Origin of the sequence: Hymenobacter taeanensis, from assembly GCF_013137895.1 — a bacterium.
Taxonomy (GTDB): domain Bacteria; phylum Bacteroidota; class Bacteroidia; order Cytophagales; family Hymenobacteraceae; genus Hymenobacter; species Hymenobacter taeanensis.
Map to the genome: position 1 here is coordinate 3,221,122 of NZ_CP053538.1, position 22,967 is coordinate 3,244,088.

Annotated in this window: 17 protein-coding genes, 1 tRNA gene and 1 pseudogene; 8 read left to right on the top strand and 11 right to left on the bottom strand. The window is 56.2% G+C overall.

Annotated features, from left to right (window positions below; all coding sequences use genetic code 11):
* Positions 1-85 precede the first annotated feature (85 nt).
* The 3 genes and pseudogenes from HMJ29_RS13685 (at position 86) to HMJ29_RS13690 (ending at position 6,150) form a co-directional block, all read left to right on the top strand.
* On the top strand, positions 86-2,206 hold the full coding sequence (locus tag HMJ29_RS13685; protein ID WP_171592024.1) for a TonB-dependent receptor family protein: 2,121 nt from the start codon (positions 86-88) through the stop codon (positions 2,204-2,206).
* A gap of 638 nt (positions 2,207-2,844) precedes the next feature.
* A pseudogene (locus HMJ29_RS20695) lies at positions 2,845-3,591 on the top strand (SprB repeat-containing protein); the annotation flags it as partial.
* 90 nt (positions 3,592-3,681) lie between these two features.
* Positions 3,682-6,150 (top strand): T9SS type A sorting domain-containing protein, encoded by a 2,469-nt coding sequence (locus tag HMJ29_RS13690; protein ID WP_244679252.1) that lies wholly within the window; start codon positions 3,682-3,684, stop codon positions 6,148-6,150.
* 82 nt (positions 6,151-6,232) lie between these two features.
* Here HMJ29_RS13690 and HMJ29_RS13695 read toward each other — a convergent pair whose 3' ends face one another.
* From HMJ29_RS13695 to HMJ29_RS13705, 3 genes are all read right to left on the bottom strand, one after another.
* Complete coding sequence (locus HMJ29_RS13695) at positions 6,233-7,051, bottom strand: universal stress protein (RefSeq protein ID WP_171592026.1); 819 nt, start codon at positions 7,049-7,051, stop codon at positions 6,233-6,235.
* Between the two features lie 250 nt (positions 7,052-7,301).
* Positions 7,302-7,583, bottom strand: coding sequence for a hypothetical protein (locus HMJ29_RS13700; RefSeq protein WP_171592027.1), 282 nt, complete (start codon positions 7,581-7,583; stop codon positions 7,302-7,304).
* Positions 7,584-7,614: 31 nt separating this feature from the next.
* A complete protein-coding gene (locus tag HMJ29_RS13705; protein ID WP_171592028.1) occupies positions 7,615-8,145 on the bottom strand; it encodes a hypothetical protein in 531 nt (176 codons plus the stop codon).
* 161 nt (positions 8,146-8,306) lie between these two features.
* On the opposite strand from HMJ29_RS13705, the gene HMJ29_RS13710 reads away from it, so the two are divergent.
* Positions 8,307-8,582: a GNAT family N-acetyltransferase gene (locus tag HMJ29_RS13710; RefSeq protein ID WP_171592029.1), complete on the top strand. Its 276-nt coding sequence runs from the start codon at positions 8,307-8,309 to the stop codon at positions 8,580-8,582.
* Positions 8,583-8,705: 123 nt separating this feature from the next.
* On the opposite strand, the gene HMJ29_RS13715 is transcribed toward HMJ29_RS13710, so the two are convergent.
* Positions 8,706-9,206 carry a fasciclin domain-containing protein gene (locus tag HMJ29_RS13715; RefSeq protein WP_244679338.1) on the bottom strand — a complete coding sequence of 167 codons (501 nt, stop codon included), beginning with the start codon at positions 9,204-9,206 and terminating at the stop codon, positions 8,706-8,708.
* Positions 9,207-9,592: 386 nt separating this feature from the next.
* On the bottom strand, positions 9,593-11,068 hold the full coding sequence (locus HMJ29_RS13720; RefSeq protein ID WP_171592031.1) for a sensor histidine kinase: 1,476 nt from the start codon (positions 11,066-11,068) through the stop codon (positions 9,593-9,595).
* A 229-nt stretch (positions 11,069-11,297) separates the two neighbouring features.
* On the opposite strand from HMJ29_RS13720, the gene HMJ29_RS13725 reads away from it, so the two are divergent.
* From HMJ29_RS13725 to HMJ29_RS13735, 3 genes are read left to right on the top strand one after another with little or no spacing between them, the layout of a single operon-like run.
* A complete protein-coding gene (locus HMJ29_RS13725) occupies positions 11,298-13,529 on the top strand; it encodes a sensor histidine kinase (protein WP_253805644.1) in 2,232 nt (743 codons plus the stop codon).
* Positions 13,526-13,909, top strand: a complete 384-nt coding sequence (locus HMJ29_RS13730) for a response regulator (protein WP_171592032.1) — start codon at positions 13,526-13,528, stop codon at positions 13,907-13,909. The genes HMJ29_RS13725 and HMJ29_RS13730 overlap by 4 nt, the downstream gene beginning before the upstream one ends.
* A gap of 7 nt (positions 13,910-13,916) precedes the next feature.
* Entirely contained in the window at positions 13,917-14,963 is a 1,047-nt protein-coding gene (locus HMJ29_RS13735) for an adenylate/guanylate cyclase domain-containing protein (RefSeq protein WP_171592033.1), read from the top strand.
* A gap of 24 nt (positions 14,964-14,987) precedes the next feature.
* Here the strand turns inward: HMJ29_RS13735 and HMJ29_RS13740 are convergent, their stop codons facing one another.
* The 6 genes from HMJ29_RS13740 to HMJ29_RS13765 all read right to left on the bottom strand — a co-directional run bounded on the left by HMJ29_RS13740 (position 14,988) and on the right by HMJ29_RS13765 (position 22,306).
* On the bottom strand, positions 14,988-18,080 hold the full coding sequence (locus HMJ29_RS13740; protein ID WP_171592034.1) for a cyclic nucleotide-binding domain-containing protein: 3,093 nt from the start codon (positions 18,078-18,080) through the stop codon (positions 14,988-14,990).
* A 60-nt stretch (positions 18,081-18,140) separates the two neighbouring features.
* Positions 18,141-19,133: a YitT family protein gene (locus HMJ29_RS13745; RefSeq protein ID WP_171592035.1), complete on the bottom strand. Its 993-nt coding sequence runs from the start codon at positions 19,131-19,133 to the stop codon at positions 18,141-18,143.
* Positions 19,134-19,529: 396 nt separating this feature from the next.
* Positions 19,530-20,552 (bottom strand): sensor histidine kinase, encoded by a 1,023-nt coding sequence (locus HMJ29_RS13750; RefSeq protein ID WP_317241657.1) that lies wholly within the window; start codon positions 20,550-20,552, stop codon positions 19,530-19,532.
* Positions 20,553-20,646: 94 nt separating this feature from the next.
* Positions 20,647-21,453, bottom strand: coding sequence for a hypothetical protein (locus HMJ29_RS13755; protein ID WP_171592037.1), 807 nt, complete (start codon positions 21,451-21,453; stop codon positions 20,647-20,649).
* A 37-nt stretch (positions 21,454-21,490) separates the two neighbouring features.
* On the bottom strand, positions 21,491-21,997 hold the full coding sequence (locus HMJ29_RS13760; RefSeq protein WP_171592038.1) for a hypothetical protein: 507 nt from the start codon (positions 21,995-21,997) through the stop codon (positions 21,491-21,493).
* A 234-nt stretch (positions 21,998-22,231) separates the two neighbouring features.
* Positions 22,232-22,306 (bottom strand) — tRNA-Arg (locus HMJ29_RS13765).
* 149 nt (positions 22,307-22,455) lie between these two features.
* Here HMJ29_RS13765 and HMJ29_RS13770 point away from each other — a divergent pair.
* A complete protein-coding gene (locus tag HMJ29_RS13770) occupies positions 22,456-22,947 on the top strand; it encodes an Ohr family peroxiredoxin (protein WP_171592039.1) in 492 nt (163 codons plus the stop codon).
* The last annotated feature ends 20 nt before the right edge of the window (positions 22,948-22,967 follow it).

Below are 22,967 nucleotides of genomic sequence, written 5' to 3' on the forward strand. Positions count from 1 at the left end.
GCGGTATAGCTTCTGGCGGTGCAGAAACCACGAGGCCTAGGCCACTGGTTGCCTGCCAGCGCCTACTGCCTTTAGACTTACCCGAATGATTCACCGTTACGCCGCGGCGCTGGTTGTGCTGCCCGTTGCTGCCGCTGCTCAAACCCAGTCCGCCGCTCAGCCTGATACGGCCACTGTGCAGGCATTGCCCGAAGCTACTGTAACCGGCTACGGCCAGCGGCTGCCGCTGCGGCGTACTGCCGCGGCCGTGGGCGTGCTGGATGCTGCCGTGCTGGAGCGCTTTTCGCAAACGGCCCTCACGCAGGCAGTTAACACCCTGCCTGGCGTGCGCCTGGAAGAGCGGGCCACGGGTAGCTACCGGCTTAGCGTGCGGGGCAGTACGCTCCGCTCACCGTTTGGGGTACGCAACGTGAAGGTGTATTACCAGGGTATCCCGTTTACGGAGGCCAGCGGTAGCACTTCCCTTAACCTGCTAGACCCCAGTCAGCTGGGTGGTATTGAAGTAATCAAAGGGCCTACTGCCAGCGTGTATGGCGCCGGAACCGGCGGAGCGGTGCTGCTCACTAACCGTAGGCCACTCCCGGGCGTCTCTCAGGTGCAGACGGGCTTTACAATAGGGAGCTTTGGGCTGCGGCGCTATACCGTAGCCGCCGAAACCGGTTCGGCCACCGGCTACGTGCGGGCTCAGTACTCGCGCCAAACCCTGGATGGCTACCGGGAGCAGAGCGCCCTGCGCCGCGAAACTGTGGCGCTGGACGGCGAAATGCAGACCTCCGATAAAGGCACGCTGGGCCTGCACGCCCTCTACACCGACCTCAATTACCAGCTGCCCGGCGGCCTGACCAGGGCCCAGTTTGAGCAAAACCCCCGGCAGGCCCGACCCGGTACGGCCACCAGCCCCGGCACCGTAGCCCAGCGCACGTTTTACGCCACCCGCTCAGTGCTGCTGGGTGCCACCCACGAAATGCAGTTCACGGACCGGCTCAGCACCACCGCCACGCTGTACGGTACGGGTAGCGCCATCCGGACCCCCTACCTAATAGATTATGAGCGCAACACGCTGCTGGGCCTGGGGGGGCGGGCCGTGGTGCGCTACCGCACTGCGTTGGTGGGCCGTACGCTCCGGCTGCAGGGTGGGGGAGAAGTGCAGAGTGGCTTTGAGGATTCCCGCAACTACCAGAACCGGGCAGGCACTCCTGGCACCCTGCGCTACGATGATGAGATTAGAACGGCAACGGGCTTTGTCTTCGCTCAGGCCGATTATGAGTTGCCCGCCGGGTTTCTGCTCACGGCCGGGGCAAGCTATAACCGTCTGCGCTACCGCATCACCCGGGTGTCAGATGCGGCTACCCAGCCTGGTAACTACCGCTTCCAGCGTGATTTCCGGCCCCAGGTTTCACCACGGGTAGCCCTGCTCAAAGAGCTGACGCCGCTTATATCCGCCTACGCAAACGTGAGCAGCGGCTTCTCGCCGCCCACGGAGGAGGAAATACGGCCTTCTGATGGCAGCCTTAACCGGGGGCTGCAAGCGGAGCGGGGCACGAGCTACGAGCTGGGCGCGCGGGGCAAAATGCTGCACCAGCGCATCCTGTTTGATATGGCAGTGTATGATTTTAGGTTGCGCCAAACCATTGTGACGCGCAGTGATGAACAGGGCACGCAACTGTTTGCCAATTCCGGCAACACGCGCCAGCGCGGCCTGGAGGCGGCCATAAGTGGCTGGCTCTGGCAGCAAACCGGTACACTCGCCGCGTCGGCTACGGCGCTAGGCCAGGTGCAGAGTGGCCTCCGGGCCTGGGCCAGCTACGCTTACAACCACTACCGCTTCGGGAGCTATGAGTCGGGCGGCAACAACTACAGTGGCAACCGCCTCACCGGTACCGCCCCGCATACCCTCAGTGCCGGCCTTGATTTTAGCGAGTCCTTGGGTTTCTACCTCAACCCCACAGTAAACCATCAGGCCCGCATTCCGCTCACCGATGCCAATACGCAATATGCCGCCGGTTACTGGACGTTTGGCACCCGTGCCGGCTGGCGCCGCACGGTGCTAGGCCACTTGGCGCTGGATGTATTTGGGGGAGTGGAGAACGTTACCGACCGCCGTTATAGCCTCGGCAACGACCTGAATGCCTTTGGGGGGCGCTATTTTCAGCCAGCCCCTGGGCGCAGTGGGTATGCTGGTGTGCAAGCCGGCTGGAAGTGGTAAACTGGCTGACCTTATACCGGTAAATAATTCCTTGATTGGTAAACAGCGAGCTAAAAACTGTAACAGGAGAGAAATTGATAGCCTGAAGAAACAGGCTGGAACCACGCCAGAAGCGGCTGACGGTGAGTTTCAAAAATAAAGCACACCTATGTGTTGTTTATTATTATTTATATATTAATTTAGGTTATTCTAATTCGGGTAAGGGTCTGATGAACGGCTGAGTGGGAGCCAAGTGCGCAAAAGGAAACCCGGATTAGGAAGATATCTTGCTGTGAGTTCTTAGGCTCGCAACCCAGCGATATACTACTCAGGCGTATAGCTATGAGGCTATTGAGATATTAGGCGGTTTTTGGCGTTAGATATCTGCTCTACTTTTTCTCTGCACTTCTGGCCGGGCTAGCTATGGACCCGGAGTACACGTGTATGAGCTTTCCGCTACAGGAGCGCCTAGTTGGTAGGTAGTTTTTCCTCGAAGTAGAAGCACTCAACTCTTGCATTTCCTGTAATTCTAGCTCACAGAGCTAAGTAATGTGCCCTTGGGTCTAAGGCTGGCTATTCCCTATGCTTTGCCTTAGTGAGCTGTTTTGCAGCTACACTGACTTTTCCACAACCTCCCCTTCACTTTCAAGTAATGAGTCATGGAAAATTTTTCCAATGAACACACATGCCCCTATAATTCCGGTTCTCCCGGTAATGCCACAACACGAACAAGTGGCCAGAAAGTGACTAAGTACGCTGTAGAGGCTATTTCTGCTCTGAATGGGTATTTCTACGCACTACTACTAGCCGGCCTTTTGCTCGCGGGCAAAGCATCGGCCCAGGTTACAGAGGCCACATTGCCTACCTGTAGCAAAGGAGCACCCAAGTGTACAGCGCAAGATCTAGAAGTGACGGGAGCGTTCCTGACCACCGGTAATAGCTGCTCCTGTACCGCGGGAGAGACTACAACAGCTACTCTAAATTTTCAGCTTACCAATAAAACTGGTTCATTTAGAACCTCTTTCGCTGTTTTTGCGGTGTTAAATGCTTATGACTCGGGCGGAAACTTAATCTCAAGTCAATATATAGAGCGGTGCAAATCAGGGGTGCCTCCTGGATCTGTTTCTACCATCGCCTTTAATGACCCTATTACTTTCGTTTGCGGTTCGTCGTTAAAACTCACGAAGGTTTATATCGCCTACACTGATGCCTCAGGCGGCGACAGCCGGCAGTGCCCTCTAACCTTTTGTGACATTGCTCCTAAATGCGGAACACCGCTGGATATCAACATCACCTCGCTCTTATCGGCTTCTATCACTAGTAGCGTTAGGCCGTGTGAAGGCCAGTCTAGTGGCAGCATAACGGTAGGTGCTTCTGGAGGTACAGGCCCATATAGCTATAGCCTTAATGGTGGAGCGCCACAGGCATCAGCCACCTTTACGGGGCTTGCAGCTGGTAATTACACTGTTACAGTTAAAGATGCTAAGAACTGCACAGTGACCGCATCCATCAACCTGGAGGCTCTGCCTGCTCCTACGGCACCCGTTGCTACCGTAGTACAACCTACCTGCTCTACAGCCACCGGAACGGTGAATGTTACCGGGCCCGTGGCTGGCTACACCTACACGCTTACTGGCACCGACCCGGTTCGGGCGGGCGTGACGAACAATGCTGGCACTTTTACAGGAGTAGCTCCGGGCACCTATAGCCTCATAGCTACGAATACTGCTGGCTGCAATTCTCCAGGCAGTACGGTAACGGTTAATCCTCAGCCGTCTACCCCGGATGCGCCCTCGGCTTCATTGGTTCAACCCACCTGCACCACAAGCACGGGCAGCGTGAGTGTTACTTCCACAACTACTGGCCTAAGCTTTACACTCACCGGCACCAATCCCGTAGTGGCCGGCATGACGAATAATACGGGCGTCTTCATGGGAGTGGCACCGGGCACCTATAGCCTCACGGCTAGCAATGGTACCTGCACTTCTAGCAGCACCCCCATAACTATCATGTCGCCACCCAGTACGCCAAGCACCCCCACTGCTTCTGTAACTCAGCCCACGTGTTCATCGAGCACAGGTAGTGTGAACGTAACTTCAGAAACTACTGGGCTGAGCTTTACGCTAACCGGGACTAGCCCTGTAGTAGCTGGCGTAACAAATAGTACGGGCGCCTTTATGGGAGTTGCTCCAGGTACGTACAACCTCACGGCCAGCAATGGCTCATGTACTTCGGCCCCTCGGGTTGTCACCGTGAATCCGCAGCCATCTACTCCTGACAAGCCGGCGGCTACTCTGGTGCAGCCCACCTGCACCGAAGGCTCAGGCTCGGTAACTGTAAATCCGGTGGTAGGTGGACTGAGCTATACGCTTACGGGCACCAACCCAGCCAGACCAGGAGTTACAAACACCAATGGTCAGTTTACGAGCGTGCTGCCTGGCATCTATAGCCTCACGGCCAGCAATGGCACATGTACTTCTGAGGCAAGAACAATCACCATTGATGCGGCTCCTAATACCCCCACGGCACCCACTGCTTCTGTAACCCAACCAACCTGCTCAGTAGCTACTGGTACAGTTACAGTTAGCTCCTCCACCGCTGGTATGAGCTTTACACTAACAGGCACTGACCCCGCCAGAGCCCCTGTTACTAATACTACGGGAATGTTTATGGGGGTGCTGCCTGGTATGTATAGCCTTACCGCCAGCAATGGTACGTGTACTTCTGGTGGTACTCCCATTACCATTAATACACAGCCTGGTAATCCTACTGCTCCTGAGGTTGCTGTAGTTCAGCCAACCTGTGCTCTCGCAATTGGTACAGCTAGCGTTACCTCAACAACTAGCGGCCTAAGCTTTTCATTGGTGGGCACTAACCCGGTTCGGGCCGCTGTAACTAACAGCACAGGCGTTTTCGAGGGTCTGGCAGCGGGACAGTACAGTATTACTGCCAGCAATGGTACTTGTACTTCCGGTGGCACCCCCATTACCATCAATGAGCAACCTGGCACGCCTGGCACTCCAATGGCTACTGTAACGCAGCCCACCTGCACGGCTAGCAGCGGAACAATAAGTATAACGGGAGCCGTAATGGGCTATACCTATACGCTTACGGGCACCAACCCTGTGCGGGCGGCCGTAACGAGTGCGGGCACATTCAACAATGTAGCTCCGGGCCAATATAGCCTTACGGCCAGCAACGGCACCTGCACTTCAGGTGGTAGCCCCATTACGGTAAATGCCGTGCCAACCAACTGCTTCGCTGAAGGGTGTACTCTGGGCTACTGGAAAAACCACACCAATCGGTGGTGTAACAACTACTCAACTTCCACACCGTACAGCAGTATATTTGTAAATGCACCTCGTGAATTGCAGGGCCTCACGCTGCTGCAAGCACTGAACCTGCAAGGGGGAGGCATCTATAACCTGGCCCGGCAGTCAACGGCAGCGCTGCTCAACATCTGCAGTTCCGAAGTGGCCTACACCAGCACTTATCCTGACATAGCAACGCTCCAGCGGGATGTAAATGCCGCGTACAGAGGCAACAAAAACGGTACCATTAGCTCGCTGGCTTCTGCTCTTGATACGTACAACAATGCCGGCTGCCCCTTGGGCGGAACTCGGGCCACTACTGCAGCCACTAGTACTTCTAACTCAACACTGAGTGGCAATGGTATGCTACAGGGGGCTCAGCTCCAGCAGGGTGAGAAAGCCCTGAATATCTATCCTAACCCATTTGCGCATAACGCTTCCATTGGGTTTACGCTGGCTGAAGCCCAGCGCTACAGCGTGCAGGTGTATGATGTGAGTGGCCGCATGGTGTTGCGCGTAGCCGAAGGTATGGCCGAGGCTGGCAAAGCCTACAACTTCCAGGTAGTAGCCAATGAGATGCCCACAGGCGTGTATATGGTACGCCTCACCACGGCAAAGTCGGTGCAGAACCACCGCATGATTATCAGTAAGTAATCAGGCCGTAGTAGTACGCAAAAAACCCGCAGCCTACGTTGCGGGGTTTTTTGTGTGCTACAAATACGCTAGGCCTTTGGCCTTACTCCAGGGCTGGCAGCACCAGCAGGGGCAGGCGGCCATGCAAAATCACTTGCGACGTAATACTGCGGTTAAACAACTGGCCCAGGAAGCTGCGGCGGCGGGCAACTACCAGCAGCAAATCGGCGTGGGTTTCGGCGGCGCCCTGCAAAATGCCCTGGTAAATGCGCAAATGCCGCACGCCGTGGGTAGCCACCTGCGGCACTTCAGTGGTAAGCCCACTCTGAAGTACGGCCTGACGAGCGGCCGTGCAGTCGTCACGGTCTTCGGGCTCCACTACGTGCACTACCGTGAGGGTGGGTTGCAACTGGCCTAGTAAATCCCGGATGGCTTCCGTTTGGGGTTTTAAGGAGAATGAGTGGCCGTCGGCGGCAATGCTGACGCGCTGGGGAGGTACGGCCATGGGGCTACCCGCCGGAATTACCAGCAGGGGCGTACGGGTAGCGCGTAGCAGCGTGAGAGTGGTGCTACTCACCAGCTCATCGGGGGTGGTTTGGGTGTCTGGCTTGCCTAGTATCAGCAGGCTGGGCCGGTGGCGCTTTACGGCATCGGCAACGGCTGAGGCTATGCTATCGGCCGTCATTTCAACGGTTACCGGCACGGCAAGCTCCCGCGTGCGTTCAGCCAGGGCGGCGGCTACCTCGCCTTCCGTTAGATGCCGGATCTTGCCCATGAAGGCGTCCGGATCAAGCAACGACTCGCGGCGGATGTGCAGCAGCACCAGCGCGGCGCCCAATGGCTGGGCCAGTGCTGCCGCATAACGCAAGGCATCATCGGCGGGAGCAGTAAAATCGGTCAGTACCAGGAAAGGAGCAGGCATAAACAACAGGTAAGGAGTGGGAGAACCTATAAATTGTATACGCGGGTGAGTTGTGCTGGGGGTGCCGGTTCGCGCACATGCAGCAGGGGCCGGCAACTGCAAAATGCAGCAAATGCCCTTACTTACCCAGCTCCCATAGTACCAGCTACGAAATGGGCAACTACTAACACCAGAGGCCAATAAGCAAAAAGGCTTCCTACTACTGCAGGAAGCCTTTTAAAGTGCTAGTGCGAGGCCAGGTGTGAGAGGCCTAGCGGTTATTGTCGTCGATGGGGTTGTTAAAACCCGGAATCAGGAGGTTATCGGGGCGGTTGGCAATGTCGGCGTCGGGGCCGGTTGTTTTGCTATCGGTGGGTACCCCCAGCGTTTCCTGCTCCAACTGGGCCGAGGTATCGAGGGTGCCTTCTTCATCGCGGGCGTAGCCGTACACTTCTTCGCGGTGCTTGCGCTGCTCTTCCGTTAGGTTGGCTCCCGAGTTTGGGTTGAGAGCGTCTGCCGGGTCTTGCTGCTGGTCTTTTTGCTGATCTGCCATGGGTTCAAGAAAGAAATGCGGTTCAGAAAGCTTATTTACCGGGAATACCGGCGCCGCCATCAGGGCGTAAAGAGCTGAACTCGTCGGGGTTATCATTTTTGCCCACGTTGGGGTTCAGGGGCTTGTCTTCGTCATCAACGGCGGGGCCAGTGCTATGGTTAGCCGGCTCAGCGGTGGCCCAGTTGCGGGTGCCGCCACCATAGCGCGGGTCATCCGCGGCCCAGCCTTCACGCTGCTCCTGGTACTCCAGGTCGGCTACCTCGTGCGCCAGGGCGGGGTCAAGGTTTTGTGGGGTACTACCGCGCTGCTCAGTATAGGCAACTGATGGTGCCACCTTGCCGCCCTGAGTTTGGCTATGTTCAGAGTGAGCAGCGTTTTCCGTGGAGGGAGCCTTACCAAAGTCACCATAGTCCGGCGACTTATGGCCGTGGCCTACCGTGGGCTCCGGGGCTTCGCCGGTATTATAGCGGTTGTTCTGCTGCTGGTCGTCGGAAGCGTTCCGGGGGTCGGTGGCAGGCGTATGTTCAGGAGTGGGCTGGATATGCTCAGGAGTAGGTTCCATACAGAAAGAAAGTAAGAGTAGTAAGGTGGGAAACGGGAGAAATGTGCCGGCACGGTGGCCGGCCTGAAGTACTATACGTAAACTGCCCTGAAAAAGGCTACCCCCCGTACGCTCCCGCGCCCGGTGGGCGCCCGCAATACGTTTACTTCATCATTACCCTCATGGCCGCGCACGTACAGCATCATCCCGAAGATCAGGAATTTACCATTGACGAAAATGGCGCTGGCGCCGAACTGGCCTACAGCCAAGATGGTGGCACCATTGACTTTACGCACACCTTCGTTGAGGAAGAACTGCGAGGCAAGGGCCTGGCCGAAACGCTGGCTAAAGCTGGGCTGGCCTACGCCCGCGAGCAAGGCCTGAAAGTGCGCACCAGCTGCGAGTTCATGGCCGGTTACGTGCAACAACACCCCGAGTACCAGGATATTCTGGCCTAGCAGCCACCTGCACGTACTGCCCCAGCTGAGCAGCTCAGCTTTAAGTTAAAAAGCCCCGGTTTCCTGCAGGAAACCGGGGCTTTTTGCTGGTGTCAGATTGCCTAGGCCACCTTGCAGACCAATTTATTTGGTAGGCATGAGCACTGTATCAATCACGTGCGTCACGCCGTTTTTTGACACCACGTTTGGAATGGTTACGTTGGCCATGCCGCCCTTAGCGTCATGCAGCATTACCATGTTGCCGCTGCGGTGCACCGTGAGGGTTTCGCCTTCTACGGTGGTCAGCGTCTGGCCATCTCGCAGGTCAGCAGCCAGCAAGCGGCCGGGTACTACGTGGTAGGTAAGAATGGTAGTAAGCTTCTGCTTGTTTTCGGGCATCATCAGGGCCTCGGCGGTGCCAGCGGGCAGCTTGCTGAAGGCCGCGTTGGTGGGCGCAAACACCGTGAAGGGTCCGGCGCCTTTCAGGGTTTCAACCAAACCGGCAGCCTTTACTGCCCCCACCAAGGTGGTGTGGTCAGTAGAGTTAACGGCATTATCTACAATGTCTTTGTCGGGCGTCATCATGGCGCCGCCCACCATTACACCGTTGCTAGCCGACTCCGACGACATTTTCATGTTCTTCATGTCGGCGCCTTCGCGGGGCTTGGTGGTGGCCTTCATTTTAGCCCCTTTATCAGTTTTGCCCTTCACTTTAACTTTGCCGTCGTCGGCCACTTTGGTTTTTACCATGGTGCCATCTTCAGTGACTTTGGTTTTTTCACTGTCGGATTTCGACTTGGTTTGGGCCAGGCTGGTAGTGGTAGTGCCAGCGGCAAGTAGGGCGGCCAGGGCGAGGGTAGAAAACAGCTGCTTTTTCATGAGTAAGAGGAAAGGGTTGGGTGGGCATTTCACTATTGGAACGCCTTTGCCGAGCCTATACGGAAAAGATGAGCTTACGGCTATATACGCCGCAGCCCACCTCAGGCGGTAGGAGTGAACAATGGCACTCCTGCCCCCCCAAGAAAGGAACACTAACTTATAGGTAGGCGCACTGTAAACTCACTAAACTGGCCTTCCTCTGAGTGCACCGTAAGCGTACCGCCGTGGCCTTTGGTAACGATATCATAGCTCAACGACAGGCCTAGGCCAGTGCCCTCACCTGGCGGCTTGGTGGTGAAGAAGGGATGGAAAATCTGATCTACCACGGCGGCCGGAATCCCGGTGCCATTATCACGAACCAGTATGAGCACCTCGGAGCCCACGCGGCAGGTGCTAACCGCAAGAGTAGGGCGGTAAGCTCCCCTGGGCTCCTGTTCGGCCTTCTGCTGAATAGCGTAAAAGGCATTGTTGAACAGGTTTAGCAGCACCCACCCAATGTCTTGCGGCACTACCCGTACCTGGCCCAGCTGCAGGGCAAAATCAGTGGTGAGAGTGGCGCTGAAGGTGGGGTCTTTGGCGCGCAGGCCGTGGTAGGCCAGGTGCAGGTACTCATTGCAGAGAGCATTGAGGTCAGTAAGCTCGCGCTGGCCAGTGCTGGCGCGGGAGTGCTGCAGCATGGCCTGTACTATGGTACCAGCCCGGTGTGCGTGCTCATGTACTTTCTGCTGGCTCTGGGCCAAATCGTGCAGTACGGCCATAGCCGCCGCACGGGCCTCTGCTGGGGCGGTTTCCTGGTTCAGGGCTTCGCGTAGCTCCTCCACCAGCTCCAGCCCTACTTCCGAGAAGTTATTGACGAAGTTGAGCGGGTTCTGAATTTCATGGGCAATGCCGGCTGTGAGGGCGCCCAAGGAAGCCAGCTTCTCCTGCTGCACCAGCTGTGCCTGCGTGGCCTGCAGGTGTTCCAGTGATTGAGCCAACGACTTATTCTGATGGGTTAGCAGCATCTCCTGCCGGAAGTTCTCGATCCGGAAGTAGTACACCACCAAAAACAGCGTCAGGAAAAACAGCACCACATTTACGTTATAAAAGTGGGCACTGTTGGGGGCGTACAGGTGCAGGTCAAGGGTTTGCATAACGTAGCGCACCCCAAAGTATGCCCCCAGGTTAATCAGGAACAGGCAGGCCAGCTTCCAGAATCTGCGGAAAAAGAGCATGCCCACAATGCTGTTGGTAATCAGGAAGTATTCTACCCCATCATAGGGCCTAGCCACTGCAATAAAGGAGCATAGCAGCGTAACGCTCAGAATGTTGTAGTAAGCGGCGGCATCGTAGCGGTGGTGGTAGTTGAGCAGCAGCGGCGGCAAGTGCAGGCAAAGCCCGCACACGCAAATCCGAAACGTGAGCCAGTCGGGGGAATTGAAAAATACCAGCACATAGCCGGCGTAAATGCCGATGGTAATCCAGCAGATGCCATTAAGCAGGTGCACCCGCTTAAGCTGCCACACCGTGAGGGTGGGCAGAGCGCCCAGGTTGATAGCCCTATGCCACAGCACTGCCACCCCCCTGGCCAGCTGGCCCAGCAGAGGCCGAGCTGCATGCTTGTGATGGAAGGATGACAGAAACGACATAACAGGAATAGTTTGCTCACTACTACGTTGTCAGCATAGCTGGCTACCAGTTAATTACATAGCCTAAAGCCCGAGGTGGAGGGTGGATGAAGGGAATGTGTGATAAAATAAAATCATATATAATAATAGTATATTTATAGATGAAAAGCATTGGGCCGTTAGGTCACTTCGAAGCTGGGTTTAGAGTCAGTCTTCAGGGGGTGTAGAAGTGTGTTGTGTTCGTGGGGCCATGTCGGCTGAATTTCAGTTTCTACCTGTCGATGAAAGCCTGTATTCTGCTGTTGTTGGCCTTTTGGGCGCAGGTAGTGCTGGCGCAAACCCCGGCTGGCTCCCTCATAACGTTTCGGCAGCTGCCCCCGATGGGCTCTTGCTTGACAGCGGCTGGAAATATCAGGCTGGTCATAACCTGGCCTGGGCCCGCCCTGAGTTTGACGACCACCACTGGCCCACCATAACTCCCACTCACAGCGTATATCAGCTTCCGCAGCTGGCCAATACGGGCTGGCTGCGGCTGCACTTCCGGGTGGCGCCGGCCCTACGCCAGCAGGCCCTGGCCCTGCGGGTGTACCAGTACGCCGCCTCCGAAATTTACTTCAATGGGCAACTGGTGCGGCGCTACGGCAAACTCAATGGCCCCCCGGCCCAGGTGCAGCCCTATTGGCCTAACGGAGAGCCCATTGAGCTAACGTTAAGCGAGCAGCCTGAGCAAGTGCTGGCAGTGCACTATGCGCAGTGGCCAAACTTCAGGCGTTTCAGCGACTTTTTTGTGCCTGTATTCTTCCAGGCTCACCTGGATGGGCTGCGCCAGGTAGTGGATTTCAACCAGCGGGAGGCCACCTATAAAACCTCCGATATGCTGTTGTTTGGCCTGTTCCTGCTGCTAAGCACTCTGCACTTGGCCTTTTTCATCTACAACCCTGCCCAGCGCGCTAACCTCTACTTCACGCTCTATACGCTGGCCGTGGCCACCAGCTTTTGTTGCACGGGGTTTCTGGATGAGGTGCAGCGCTCCGACGTGCGCCTGGGCCTGGATATTTTATCCTACGTAGCCTTACAAACCGGCGGGGTACTGGCGGTGCATGCCTTGTACTGCCTGTTTAGTGTGCGGCGCACAGCTGTGTATTACGGCTTGTGGTTGGTAAATGGGCTGAGCCTGGCTCTGCTGACCTATGGCCACGGCTTAAGCTGGTATCCCACGGTGGCCTTTATGGTACTGGTATCGGCAGAGCAGCTGCGCCTTACGGTAGGGGCCATGCAGCAAACCCGGCGGGCAGTAGGTATTATTGCGGTGGGTTTTGCTATTGCGCTGGTGCTGTTGGTGTTGTTTGGCTTTCTGGCCCGCTTTCATCAGCCGGTGCTCCAAATGGAGCTGTTATCGGTGCCGGTGCATACGCTGCTCACCTTTCCGGCTTTTCTGAGTCCGGTGCTGGCTATTTCACTGTTTCTGGCTCGGCAGTTTGCCCTCGATAGTCGGCTGCTCAAGATCAAGCTAAACCAAGTGCGGCTCCTTTCAGAGCAAACCCTTACCCAGCAGCGGGAGAAACAGGTGCTGCTGGCCCAGCAAAACGAAATGCTGGAGCAACAGGTGCAGCAGCGCACGGCCGCCCTGCAACGCACCCTGTTACACCTGCAAACCACCCAAGACCAGCTGGTGCAGAGTGAGAAGATGGCCTCCTTGGGGGAGCTGACGGCCGGCATTGCCCACGAAATTCAGAACCCGCTCAACTTCGTCAACAACTTTGCCGATGTAGCCGTGGAGCTGCTCCTGGAGCTGAAAGAGGGGCCGGTGCAGGCCCTGCCGGCTCCCGATAAGGAGTACGCCCATGAGCTGGCCGGTGAGCTGGCCCAAACCCTCGAAAAAATTCAGACCCACGGGCACCGCGCAGATGCCATAGTGCGAGGTATGCTGGAACACTCCCGCGCCGGCACCGGCCAGCGCGAGCTCACCAACCTCAACGCCCTCTGCGACGAGTACCTGCACCTGGCCTACCACGGCCTGCGCGCCAAAGACCCCACCTTCAGCGCCACTCTCACCACTGATTTTGAGCATAACATGGGTGTTATTGAGCTCGTGCCCCAGGATATTGGACGGGTGCTGCTGAACCTGTTCAACAATGCCTTTTACGCCGTGCAAATGCGTAAACAGCAGGAAACGAAAGAGTATCGGCCCGAAGTGCGCGTAAAAACGCGCCGCACCGCCAACACCGTGGAGGTAGTAGTGCGCGACAACGGCACCGGCATTCCGGCCAGCGTGGTAGAAAAAATCTACCAGCCCTTTTTTACCACCAAGCCCGCCGGCGAGGGCACTGGCCTAGGCCTGTCGTTGAGCTATGATATCATCACTAAAATTCACCGGGGCACTTTGCGCGTTGACACGAAAGAAGGGCAGTACACCAAGTTTACCGTGAGCTTGCCCGTAGGCCAGAGCAGCGAGGTACCAGCAGAACACTCCATCCGATGAAAATTCTGGTAGTAGACGACGAAGCCGATGTGCAGCTGCTGTTTGAGCAGCGCTTCCGCCGCGAAATCCGCGAGGGGATATTCTCCTTTGCCTTTGCCTTCTCGGGGGAGGAGGCCCTGGCGTACCTGCAGCAGGGGCACTACTCTGAGGTGGTCCTGATCTTATCCGACATCAACATGCCGGGCATGAGTGGCCTAGAGCTGCTGCGGTGCATCAAGCAGGAGCACCCCAACCCGCCACCCCAGGTAATGATGATAACCGCCTACGGCGACGATGCCAGTTACCAGAAAGCCATGGAGCTGGGGGCCAACAACTTCTTGGCCAAACCACTTGATTTTGCTGCCCTTCGGCAAATGCTGCTGCCCCTGAACGAACAATAACCCCGCTATGAAAACGAAGATTCTGGTAGTAGATGATGAGGTAGACTTGCAGCTGCTGATCAAGCAGAAGTTCCGCCGCAAAATTCGGGAAGGGGCCTACGAGTTTAAGTTTGCCCACAATGGGCAGGAGGCCCTGGAGTGCCTGAGCCAGCACCCCGATACCGACATAGTGCTCAGTGACATCAAGATGCCGGTGATGGATGGCCTGACCCTGCTAGCTCAGGTTAGAGACCTGAACCCGGTCATTAAAGTAGTAATGGTATCGGCCTTCACGGACATGGTAAACATCCGGACGGCCATGAACCGCGGGGCGTTTGACTTTGTATGCAAGCCCGTAGATTTTCAGGATCTGGAACTGACCATCGAGAAAACGGCCGCGCATGTGGTGCAGCTACGCGAAACCCTGCGCGCTATTCAGGAAAATAACATCCTGAAGATGTACGTGGATGAAACGGTGCTCAACTTTATGGGTCGGCCCGGCTTTGAGAACAAGCTCATGGCCAGCGAAACCGTAGAGGCCACCGTAGTATTCATTGACATTTGCGGGTTTACAGCCCTGGCTGAAAAGATGCGCGCGGAGGAGCTCGTGAACTTACTGAACTCTTACTTCGACCAGATGGTGAAGGAGATAATCACGCAGGGAGGGTATGTAGATAAGTTTATGGGCGACGCCGTGATGGCCGTGTTCCGGGGCGACTTCCATCTTGACCGTGCCATTGATGCGGCTCTTTCGGTGCGGAGCCTGCTGCAAACCACCTGCAACGTTTCGCTTAACGGCCTGGAGTACCTGCCCAATGTGGCCATTGGTATCAGCAGTGGTGAAATGGTATCCGGTAATATCGGCTCGGCCTCCCTCAAACGCCTCGACTACACCGTTATTGGGGATGCAGTGAACCTGGGACAGCGGTTACAGGCCGCCGCTCAGCCCGGTCAAATCGTTATCACGGAGGCCACGTATGAGCGGGTGAAGGAGTCGTTTCAGTGCCGCCTGCTTCAGGAGATGACCCTCAAAAACAAGGCCCAGCCAGTAGTGACGTACGAAGTGCTGGCCTAGGAAGGGGGCTCACTCTCGATGGGTTTATTCAACTATGTGCTGAGCATGATGAGGCTCAGAGAGTTGCTTTAGCCGCTCGTTCTGGAGGCGGAGGCGTTGGCAAAGCACCCGTAGTATGTTGTGGAGCACCTCGCTGCATTCTTCCATCACGTCGTAAAAATCTTCCTGATCAAGGCGGAAAGCGGTTACTTCGCCGTGGGCCATTGCAGAAGCGGAGCGGGGCTCCGCATCCAGCAGGGCCAGCTCGCCAAAGAAGTCGCCGGTGCGGAACGTGGCCAGGTGGTGCTCCTCGTTCATGATGGATACCTCGCCATCGTAGATGATGTAGAGCGAGGTGCCCAAATCTCCCTTCGCAAAAATCGACTCCCCATCCTGGAATTTCACCTCCTGCATGATGGGTACAATATTGCTGAGCACGTTTTCTACGGTTTCGGCAAACAGGGTAGTATGCTTAAGCAGCAGCAACCGATCAATAGTGGAAACGTGCGTAAGAGGTGGGGGCGGGCTGTTCAGCGCTTCCGGGGCGGGGTACAGCACCAACCAGTGCTCATACACGGCGGGGTAGCGGGCGGGCAGCAGCTGCAGAACATCCTCGGCGCTTTCGTGCACCAGCGAGTTGGAGGCGTTCAGGTACGTTTGCAGCCACGAAACCGTAGCCGGAGTGGGTTGCCATTGGCGCAGGGCCACGCTAATCGTCCAGGGCGAAAACACCTCGTCGCCGCGCTCCAGAATGGTGGCTACAATAGACTCCGGGGGAATAGGCCCCAGCAGGGTATCAAAGGTTTGCACTTTCTTGGTGAGCCGGCCCACATCCACGAGGGCCTGCAAGCCCTGGTACAGTGGCCTAGGAATCAGGTTATCGAGCATTTCCAGGGCATTGGCCTGCCGCTCATGGCTGGTGCGGGCAATGCTGCGCTGGGCATCAAGAATGGGCTGCCGGTCATAGAGCTGCAGCAAAAGGCTAAACAGGCGCTGCTGTACTTTCGTTAGCTCATACTTCAGGCAGGCGCGCAACTCTACGTTGGCCCCCAACATACCGTGCAGCAGTTGCTGAGCCAGCCGCATCTCCTTCTGCATCAGGTTCTGAAACAGAGGTGCTTCGGCCTGCACTGCCGGGAAGCTACTCAGGGCCTGCAGCGCGGCTGCCCGGCGCCGTAGGTGCGGCTGTTGGGCAAGCGAAACCAGTACGCGCCGGCTGGCGGGGGTAGCCAGGTGCGCGCATATAGCCGCCAGTCGGCGCAGCATGGCGTAGTCTTTCTCACTGTGCAAGGCCGTCTCGAGGGCAGGCAATGCGGCCTCACCCAGCCGCATCAGCCCATCAGCCGCCGACTTGCGCAGGGCTTTTTCCTTCACTGTGGCAATTAGTAGTTTAACAATTTCGGGGGAAGGAGCCTGGGTTACAGCCTCGGAGGCGGCTTTCATCAGGGCGGGGTCGGTGCTGTGCAGGCACGTGTGAATGAGTGTAACCTGGTGCGCAGGAGGTAGAAACTGAATGAGCGTTAGTGCTGCCCGCCGGGCCTGCGGCTCATCGGCAGTAGCCAGGTCAAGCAGGCTAGCCAAGGCAAACGCATGCGTAGGCTGCACCGACAAGCGGTTCCAGATGGCCGTTTGGCGTACTGCCAGGTCGGGGTGGTGCAACTGGGCATCGGCCACTGAGGGGCTGGTGGGCACCGCGGGCGTGTGCGTAGAGTCGGCTTCCTGGGGAGCAACTTCGGCTGCGGCCTGGGCCTCACGGTTATCTAAGTCTTCTCGCACCCGCAGCAAATCAGTGGTGAGCCAGGTAGTAGGGGGCGGGACTGTTTCTGCGGGCGTCAGAGAAGCTGGAAAGCGCCGGGAAAGCACGGCTTTCAGTTCGGCCAAGTAGCGGTGGTGAGTGTGCCGCAGCACTACCAGCGTGCCCACCAGCAATAGGGCCATCCAGAGGAACAGCAGGCCCTGGCCTAGCAGGGGAGAGTCATACAGCGCAAAGAGCAGCAAGCCCGTAAGGCCCATGCCCAGGGGTTCATAAAAACCCTTCACCAGGGTGTGCCCGTGCAGGCGCTCCTGAGGCGAGAGAGGCTGAAACAGCACCAGAAACGCGGGTTCAAATACTGCCCGCCGCAACACCTCCAGCCCCAGGTATAGCCCGCAGAGGTATACTAAGTAAGTGCCGGGCCCAAAAGAGGTAAGCTGCAACGCTCCAAAAAGGGCCAGGCCCCCCAGCGTAACGGCTGGCAACAGTAGCAGCGTGCGGTGCAGGCCTAGCACATCAAGGCCGCGGCGCGTGAGCAGCACCTTGCCCAGCGTGGCCAGCAGGTACAGAAAAGCCAGCACGCTACTTACGTACACCAGTATGCTACTCTGGTCTTGCAGCTTTTCCTTCACCTGAATCAGGAACAGATACTCTACGCTCGTGGCCACCGCGGCTACGGCCAGCGCACTGAGGCCCATCGTCAGGATGAGGGGGCTGCTGCCCAGCAATTGGCGGAGCAGCGGAGAGCCAAGCGTTTGGTGGGGCCGCGGTGCTACTGGCCTAGCCTCCACCACGTGAAAGCGGAACGTGAGCCGTTGCACGTAAAGGGCAGCTGCATAGGCGCCAAAGGCTAGTAGCACCAGGTTCAGGAGCTCAGTTCTGCCGTGCACAAAAATAGCCAGCACGGCGCCCAGAGCCTTGGCAGGCAAGTCGCCGGCGCTGATGAGGCCGAAGAGCCGCCGGCCCTGGCGCACGTCGAACACCACCGCCGATACGCCCCAGAACTCCAGGTGCGTGAGCAGGTAAATAAGGCGGTACACCAGCATAAGGGCAATGGCAGTGCCCACGGCCGGGCCCCCGGCCAGCAGCAGGCCCATAAGCAGCGCAAATCCAGCCACTACCAGTAGGGTGCGCGTAGCCAGCGTAGTAAGAGCCAGTTGATGCTCAAAATAGCCGTAAACTTTTCCTCCGCCAATCAGCAATATAGCGCTCAGGCCGTAGGCCAGGGGCAGGCTGCGGGCCGGCTCATGCTCGAGCAGCAGCACTGTGGCTACCACATACACCAGAATGGTACCAATGCCCAGCAGAAAGTTGTGCAGGAAAAACAGCCACACAGACTTCACCTCGCGCGAGCGAATGCCCAGAAAGTGTTGCCAGGTTTCCATAGATAGGAATGAAGTTTGGTACTCAGCAGAAAACTGCCTGAGCTTTCGCAAGACAGCCGCCTAATGCAGTGGCCGTTTTTTGATAAGCCCTCCCCGGATGTCGCTCACACTTTGCATGACAATGAAGGCATGCGGATCAATCTTGTGTACCTCGCCGGTGATGGCCAGCACTTCCAGCCGCGTTACCACCGTGTAAATTGTTTCCATGCGCATGTGCTGGTGCCCATGTGAGCCAAAGCCGCGTGTGCACTCATATACCGTGGCCCCGCGGCGGAGCTTGTCGGTAATCAGCTGCCGGATGGCCTCACTTTGCGCCGAGATGATGGTGAGACCCGTGTACTCCTCAATGCCCGACACCACAAAATCGACGGTTTTAGCAGCCGACAGATACGCCAGCACCGAGTACAGAGCCGTTTCAACCGACAGCACCCACGCTGCCACCCCAAAGATGATGATGTTGATGATCAGGATAATGTCGCCGATGGAGCCCGGTAGTTTCCGGCTGATATACACGGCCAGAATCTCAGTGCCATCAAGCACGGCACCGCCGCGCATAGCCAGGCCAATGCCCGCCCCTAAAAAGAACCCTCCAAATACGGCAATCAGCAGCTTATCTTGAGTGAGCGGCGGAAACGATACCACGAGCAGTGCTACGGCCAGCAGCAAGATGGTGAGCAGGGTTTTGATAGCAAACTGCCGACCCATCTGAAAGTAGCCGAGCACAATGAATGGGATGTTGATTACCACAATTAAAATGGACAGCGAAATGCCGGTAACGTGGCTTACTAGCATGGAAATGCCCGTTACGCCGCCATCAATGAAATCATTGGGTAGCAGAAACGCTTTCAGACCTAATGCCGCCGAAAAGATGCCAGCCAGCAGCAGTGCCCCCTCTACCAAGGAGTTGCGCACCCACCGGCTGGAGAGACGGTACAGCAGCCTATACTTTATCGGATCTTCCGCCGCGGGCGAAGCATCTGGGGGCGGCGTTAGTACCGGGCTGGTAAACTTCCGGTTCCGGAGCCGTGGCGAAAGCAGTTGTTCGATTAGCATCAGAATCAACCAGTTAAGAAACTATTCGCTTACTGATACCGAGCGAGCTACTAGCTGCGTTGCGCAAAAAAACGGCTGGCAGGCTGGTAACGCGCTCTTCAGAAGCTGTTTTGCTGCCTGTAGCGGCAAGCGGGCTATCTGCTTATTCTTCCTCCGTTACTACAGGTAATAGGTAGTAACTCGTCTCCGGTCTGCTGCTTTTTGGCCGGCCCCCGTTCATCTCACAAGCCGATTTCTTGCCCCCAGAAAAAGGGCGTTAAGCAAAGCTCTACTCGGCTTTCTATGGTTCGCTTTATTTGTAAAGTAAAAATAAAGATAAAAAAGTTTATATACTCGATGAGCTTGAGTTTTCTCGAAATAAAATCTTGGGGCCCTGTATAAACGCAGTAATGAGCGCTAAGCAACTGACCTTCCAGCCGCTGAGGCCTCGTAGGGCAGGATTATGCTGAACTCTGTAAAGCGGCCTTCTTCTGAGTGCACTGTGAGCGTGCCGCCGTGGCCTTTAGTAATGATATCGTAGCTCAACGACAGGCCTAGGCCAGTGCCCTCACCGGTGGGCTTAGTGGTGAAAAAGGGCTGAAAGATTTTCTGCTGGATGACCTCAGGAATGCCCACGCCATTGTCAGTGATGGTGAGCAGCGCCCTGCCCGTTAGTGCCGTGGTGCTGATGGTTACCTCCGGCTGATAGCTGTCGGGCTCTTGTTGCTGGCGCTGCTGCACGGCGTAAAAGGCATTAGTTATAAGGTTTAGCAGCACCCGGCCCACTTCCTGCGGAACTACCTGTACCGGCTCCAATGCCGGGTCGAGGTGGGTGGTGAGGGTTAGGTTTAAGGTTTTGTTTTTGGCCCGAAGGCTTTGGTAGGCCAGTTGCAGGTACTCCTCGGCCAGCAGGTTAAGGTCGGTGGCGGCGCGGGTGCCAGTGCTGGCCCGCGAGTGCTCCAGCATGCCCCGCACAATGGCGGCGGCGCGCTGCCCGTGCTGAGTAATTTTCAGCAGGTTCTGTTTTAGGTCCGTTACCAGCTCAGTTTCGGTTTCTGAACGGTTAGTCAGCTGCTGTTCAGCTTCCAGCTCACTGATCAGCTCTCCCGATACTTCCGCAAAGTTGGTCACGAAGTTGAGCGGGTTTTGAATCTCGTGGGCAATACCAGCCGTCAGCTCCCCTAGCGAGGCCATCTTTTCGCGTTGCACGAGTTGGGTTTGGGTGTTGCGCAGCTCCAGCAAAGCTTGCTCCAGGCTGTTGCGCTGAGCTACAATCTCGGCGGTGCGGGCAGCTACCTGCTGCTCTAGCAGCTCATTCTGGTGGGCCAGCAGCTGTTGTTTTTCCCGCTCCTGCGTAAGTCGGCGGTGCTGCCCCCGTACCACAATAATGACTATTGCCAGGGCCAGCAGTAATAGCGTTGGGCCAATCAGCAGAAGCATCTTTAGGAGGGCTGGCATGGCTGGCTACTGGCTTGGCAGGAAAAAGGGGGTTATGAGTAATTTACCGTGGCTACTACTCTCAGGCGCCGAGCCTTTAGTGGGGTAACCTGGCTGGCGCTTGTCGCGGCTTGAGCTTGCCCGCCTTACTGCTCAGCGCCTGGCCTAGCAGCCGAAATGGCCGCAGGTGCCAATGGCTGTAGTGCAGCCACCGGGGTAGGGCCTGAGTTGGGGCAACGTTCAGCGGAAAAAAACAGAACATCCAGGCCAGCAACCCCATTTGAGTGGCCAGTAGCACCATCTCGGGGCTCGTAATAATTCTATCAAGCCGGATAGTGGTGGTAGTACTGTAGCCCATGTTATACACAATGCTGAGCGCTAGGTAGCTGACTACTGAGCATGAGCAATAGGCTAGTACGGCTAAGCTCAGAAAAAACTCAGGCTGCTTTTCAAGCGGCTGCTCATGTACTGCGCTGGTTATGTGCGTAATGTGCAGAATGGCCAGCAGCACCAGCAACGTGCAGCCCGTAGCCTGAGAATACGCGTTGACATCCTTGAACAACCCATCCAGCCAAACAGCATCTAATACGGCTACTGCTGCAAACGCCCACACTCCAAGTATAATATGCTTGTTAAAGCGCTCAGGAAGTAGGCGCCGGTACGTCTGGGCCAGCAGCACCACCAGTACCACCGTAGCCAGGTGGTAGAGATACACGTCGTTGCGAAACGCAAACCGACTCAGGATATTCAGGAAGTACAGAACCGACTTAATGCCTACGAAATAGTAAACGGGCCTTAGGACATAAGGAATGTGGTGCCGCCGCACCCAGGCGCAGGCAAAAGGTATCAGTGGCGCTGCTTCCAGCGTTCGGTTGATGATATTCAATTCAGACCAATTGCTCATATCTCAATGCGGTCCGAGGACTTTTTCTTCGTCTGCTTTAGAATGCGGTGCCTTCGCAGCTCGATGGGCAACGGTCGTCTGTTTGTCCTACAATGTACTCTTTTAGGGCCAGGGAGCTAATATCCTGGTAGTTGTTGACTTGATCCTGACGGGGCACCTTCCCCGTATTCTCTACTCCCACGATGATCATACTGGGCTCAAGTGGAGCCACCGTGTTCTCATAAGCAGGGTAAATGCGGAGGCCTATGCAGCCTTTCTGCTTGAGAATATCGGTTACCACCTCACGATTAATGTAGTAGGCCCGAATAGTATCATTGTTACTACGGCGAACTGCCTGATACTTACGGGCTTCATCCTTTACCCTCTGCTTTGCTGCCGGATCTGTATGCCCTTTCCCGCCTGGGTACCTGGGTGGTTTCGGTGGGTTGGCCTGTAGCATGATGGCCGCTTTTGCTGCGGCAATAGGAGTAGCCCCTGGGCTCGATAAGCGGCCTATCACTGCTCCCAGCATGAGCGCTGCTACCAGTAGTCGTTTGTTTTTCATATCAGCACAAAAAGATATGAGAGGATACCTAAGTCATTGCCTGTGATACAGTAAAAAGCACAGACCGAAGGATTTAAAAGAAATATAATGGTAGATAAATTATTTTAAATAGTAAAATATAAATAATTGAACTTGGTCACACTGCTTGGAATGGCTAGTTGTTAATAGAACCAGAGGCACAGTTCACCACTGAAAAAATAAAACCTCTTGCCTACTAAGGCAAGAGGTTGAATATGGTGGTCGCGCTAGGAATCGAACCTAGATCAAGAGCTTCGGAGACTCCCATACTATCCGTTGTACTACGCGACCCGGTAGTGGGTGGCAAAACTAGACAGAAAATATGGCGCTGCCAAACCACAAACCGCATTTTCAGCAAAATCCTATACTGCTGAGAAGTAACCTTCGAAGCCTCAGCACAGTTAACGGATGATACCACCACACTCTGAACCTATTCTCTTATGGCAAGCACTGAAAAAAAGACTCTGTATACTGCTGATGCTACGGCCGTTGGTGGTCGTAGCGGCCACGTACGTTCCGCAACCGGGGTAATTGACATGGATATGTCGGTGCCGGAAGGATTAGGCGGCAAAAAAGGCGCCACCAACCCCGAGGAGCTATTTGCAGCGGGCTATTCATCCTGCTTTCAGCAAGCTCTGCTGGTAATTGCGCAGCGCGCCGGTGATAAGCTAGACCCTCAAACCGAGGTAAAGTGCTCGGTATCGTTGTTTCAGGAAGGGGAGGCCTACGGTCTGTCGGCAATTCTTGATGTTGACCTGAAAGCGTTTGACCGTGAAAAGACCATTGACATGGTGAAGCAGGCGCATAAAATCTGTCCTTATTCGGTAGGCACCCGCGGCAACATGGAAGTAGAACTCCGTGTGCAAGGCGAAGCCGTTCCGGTAGAAGCGGAAGAAAATGCCGGTGTTGCGGCTAATGGCGGCGTATCCTAGGAGTAGCTTATAGCTACAAC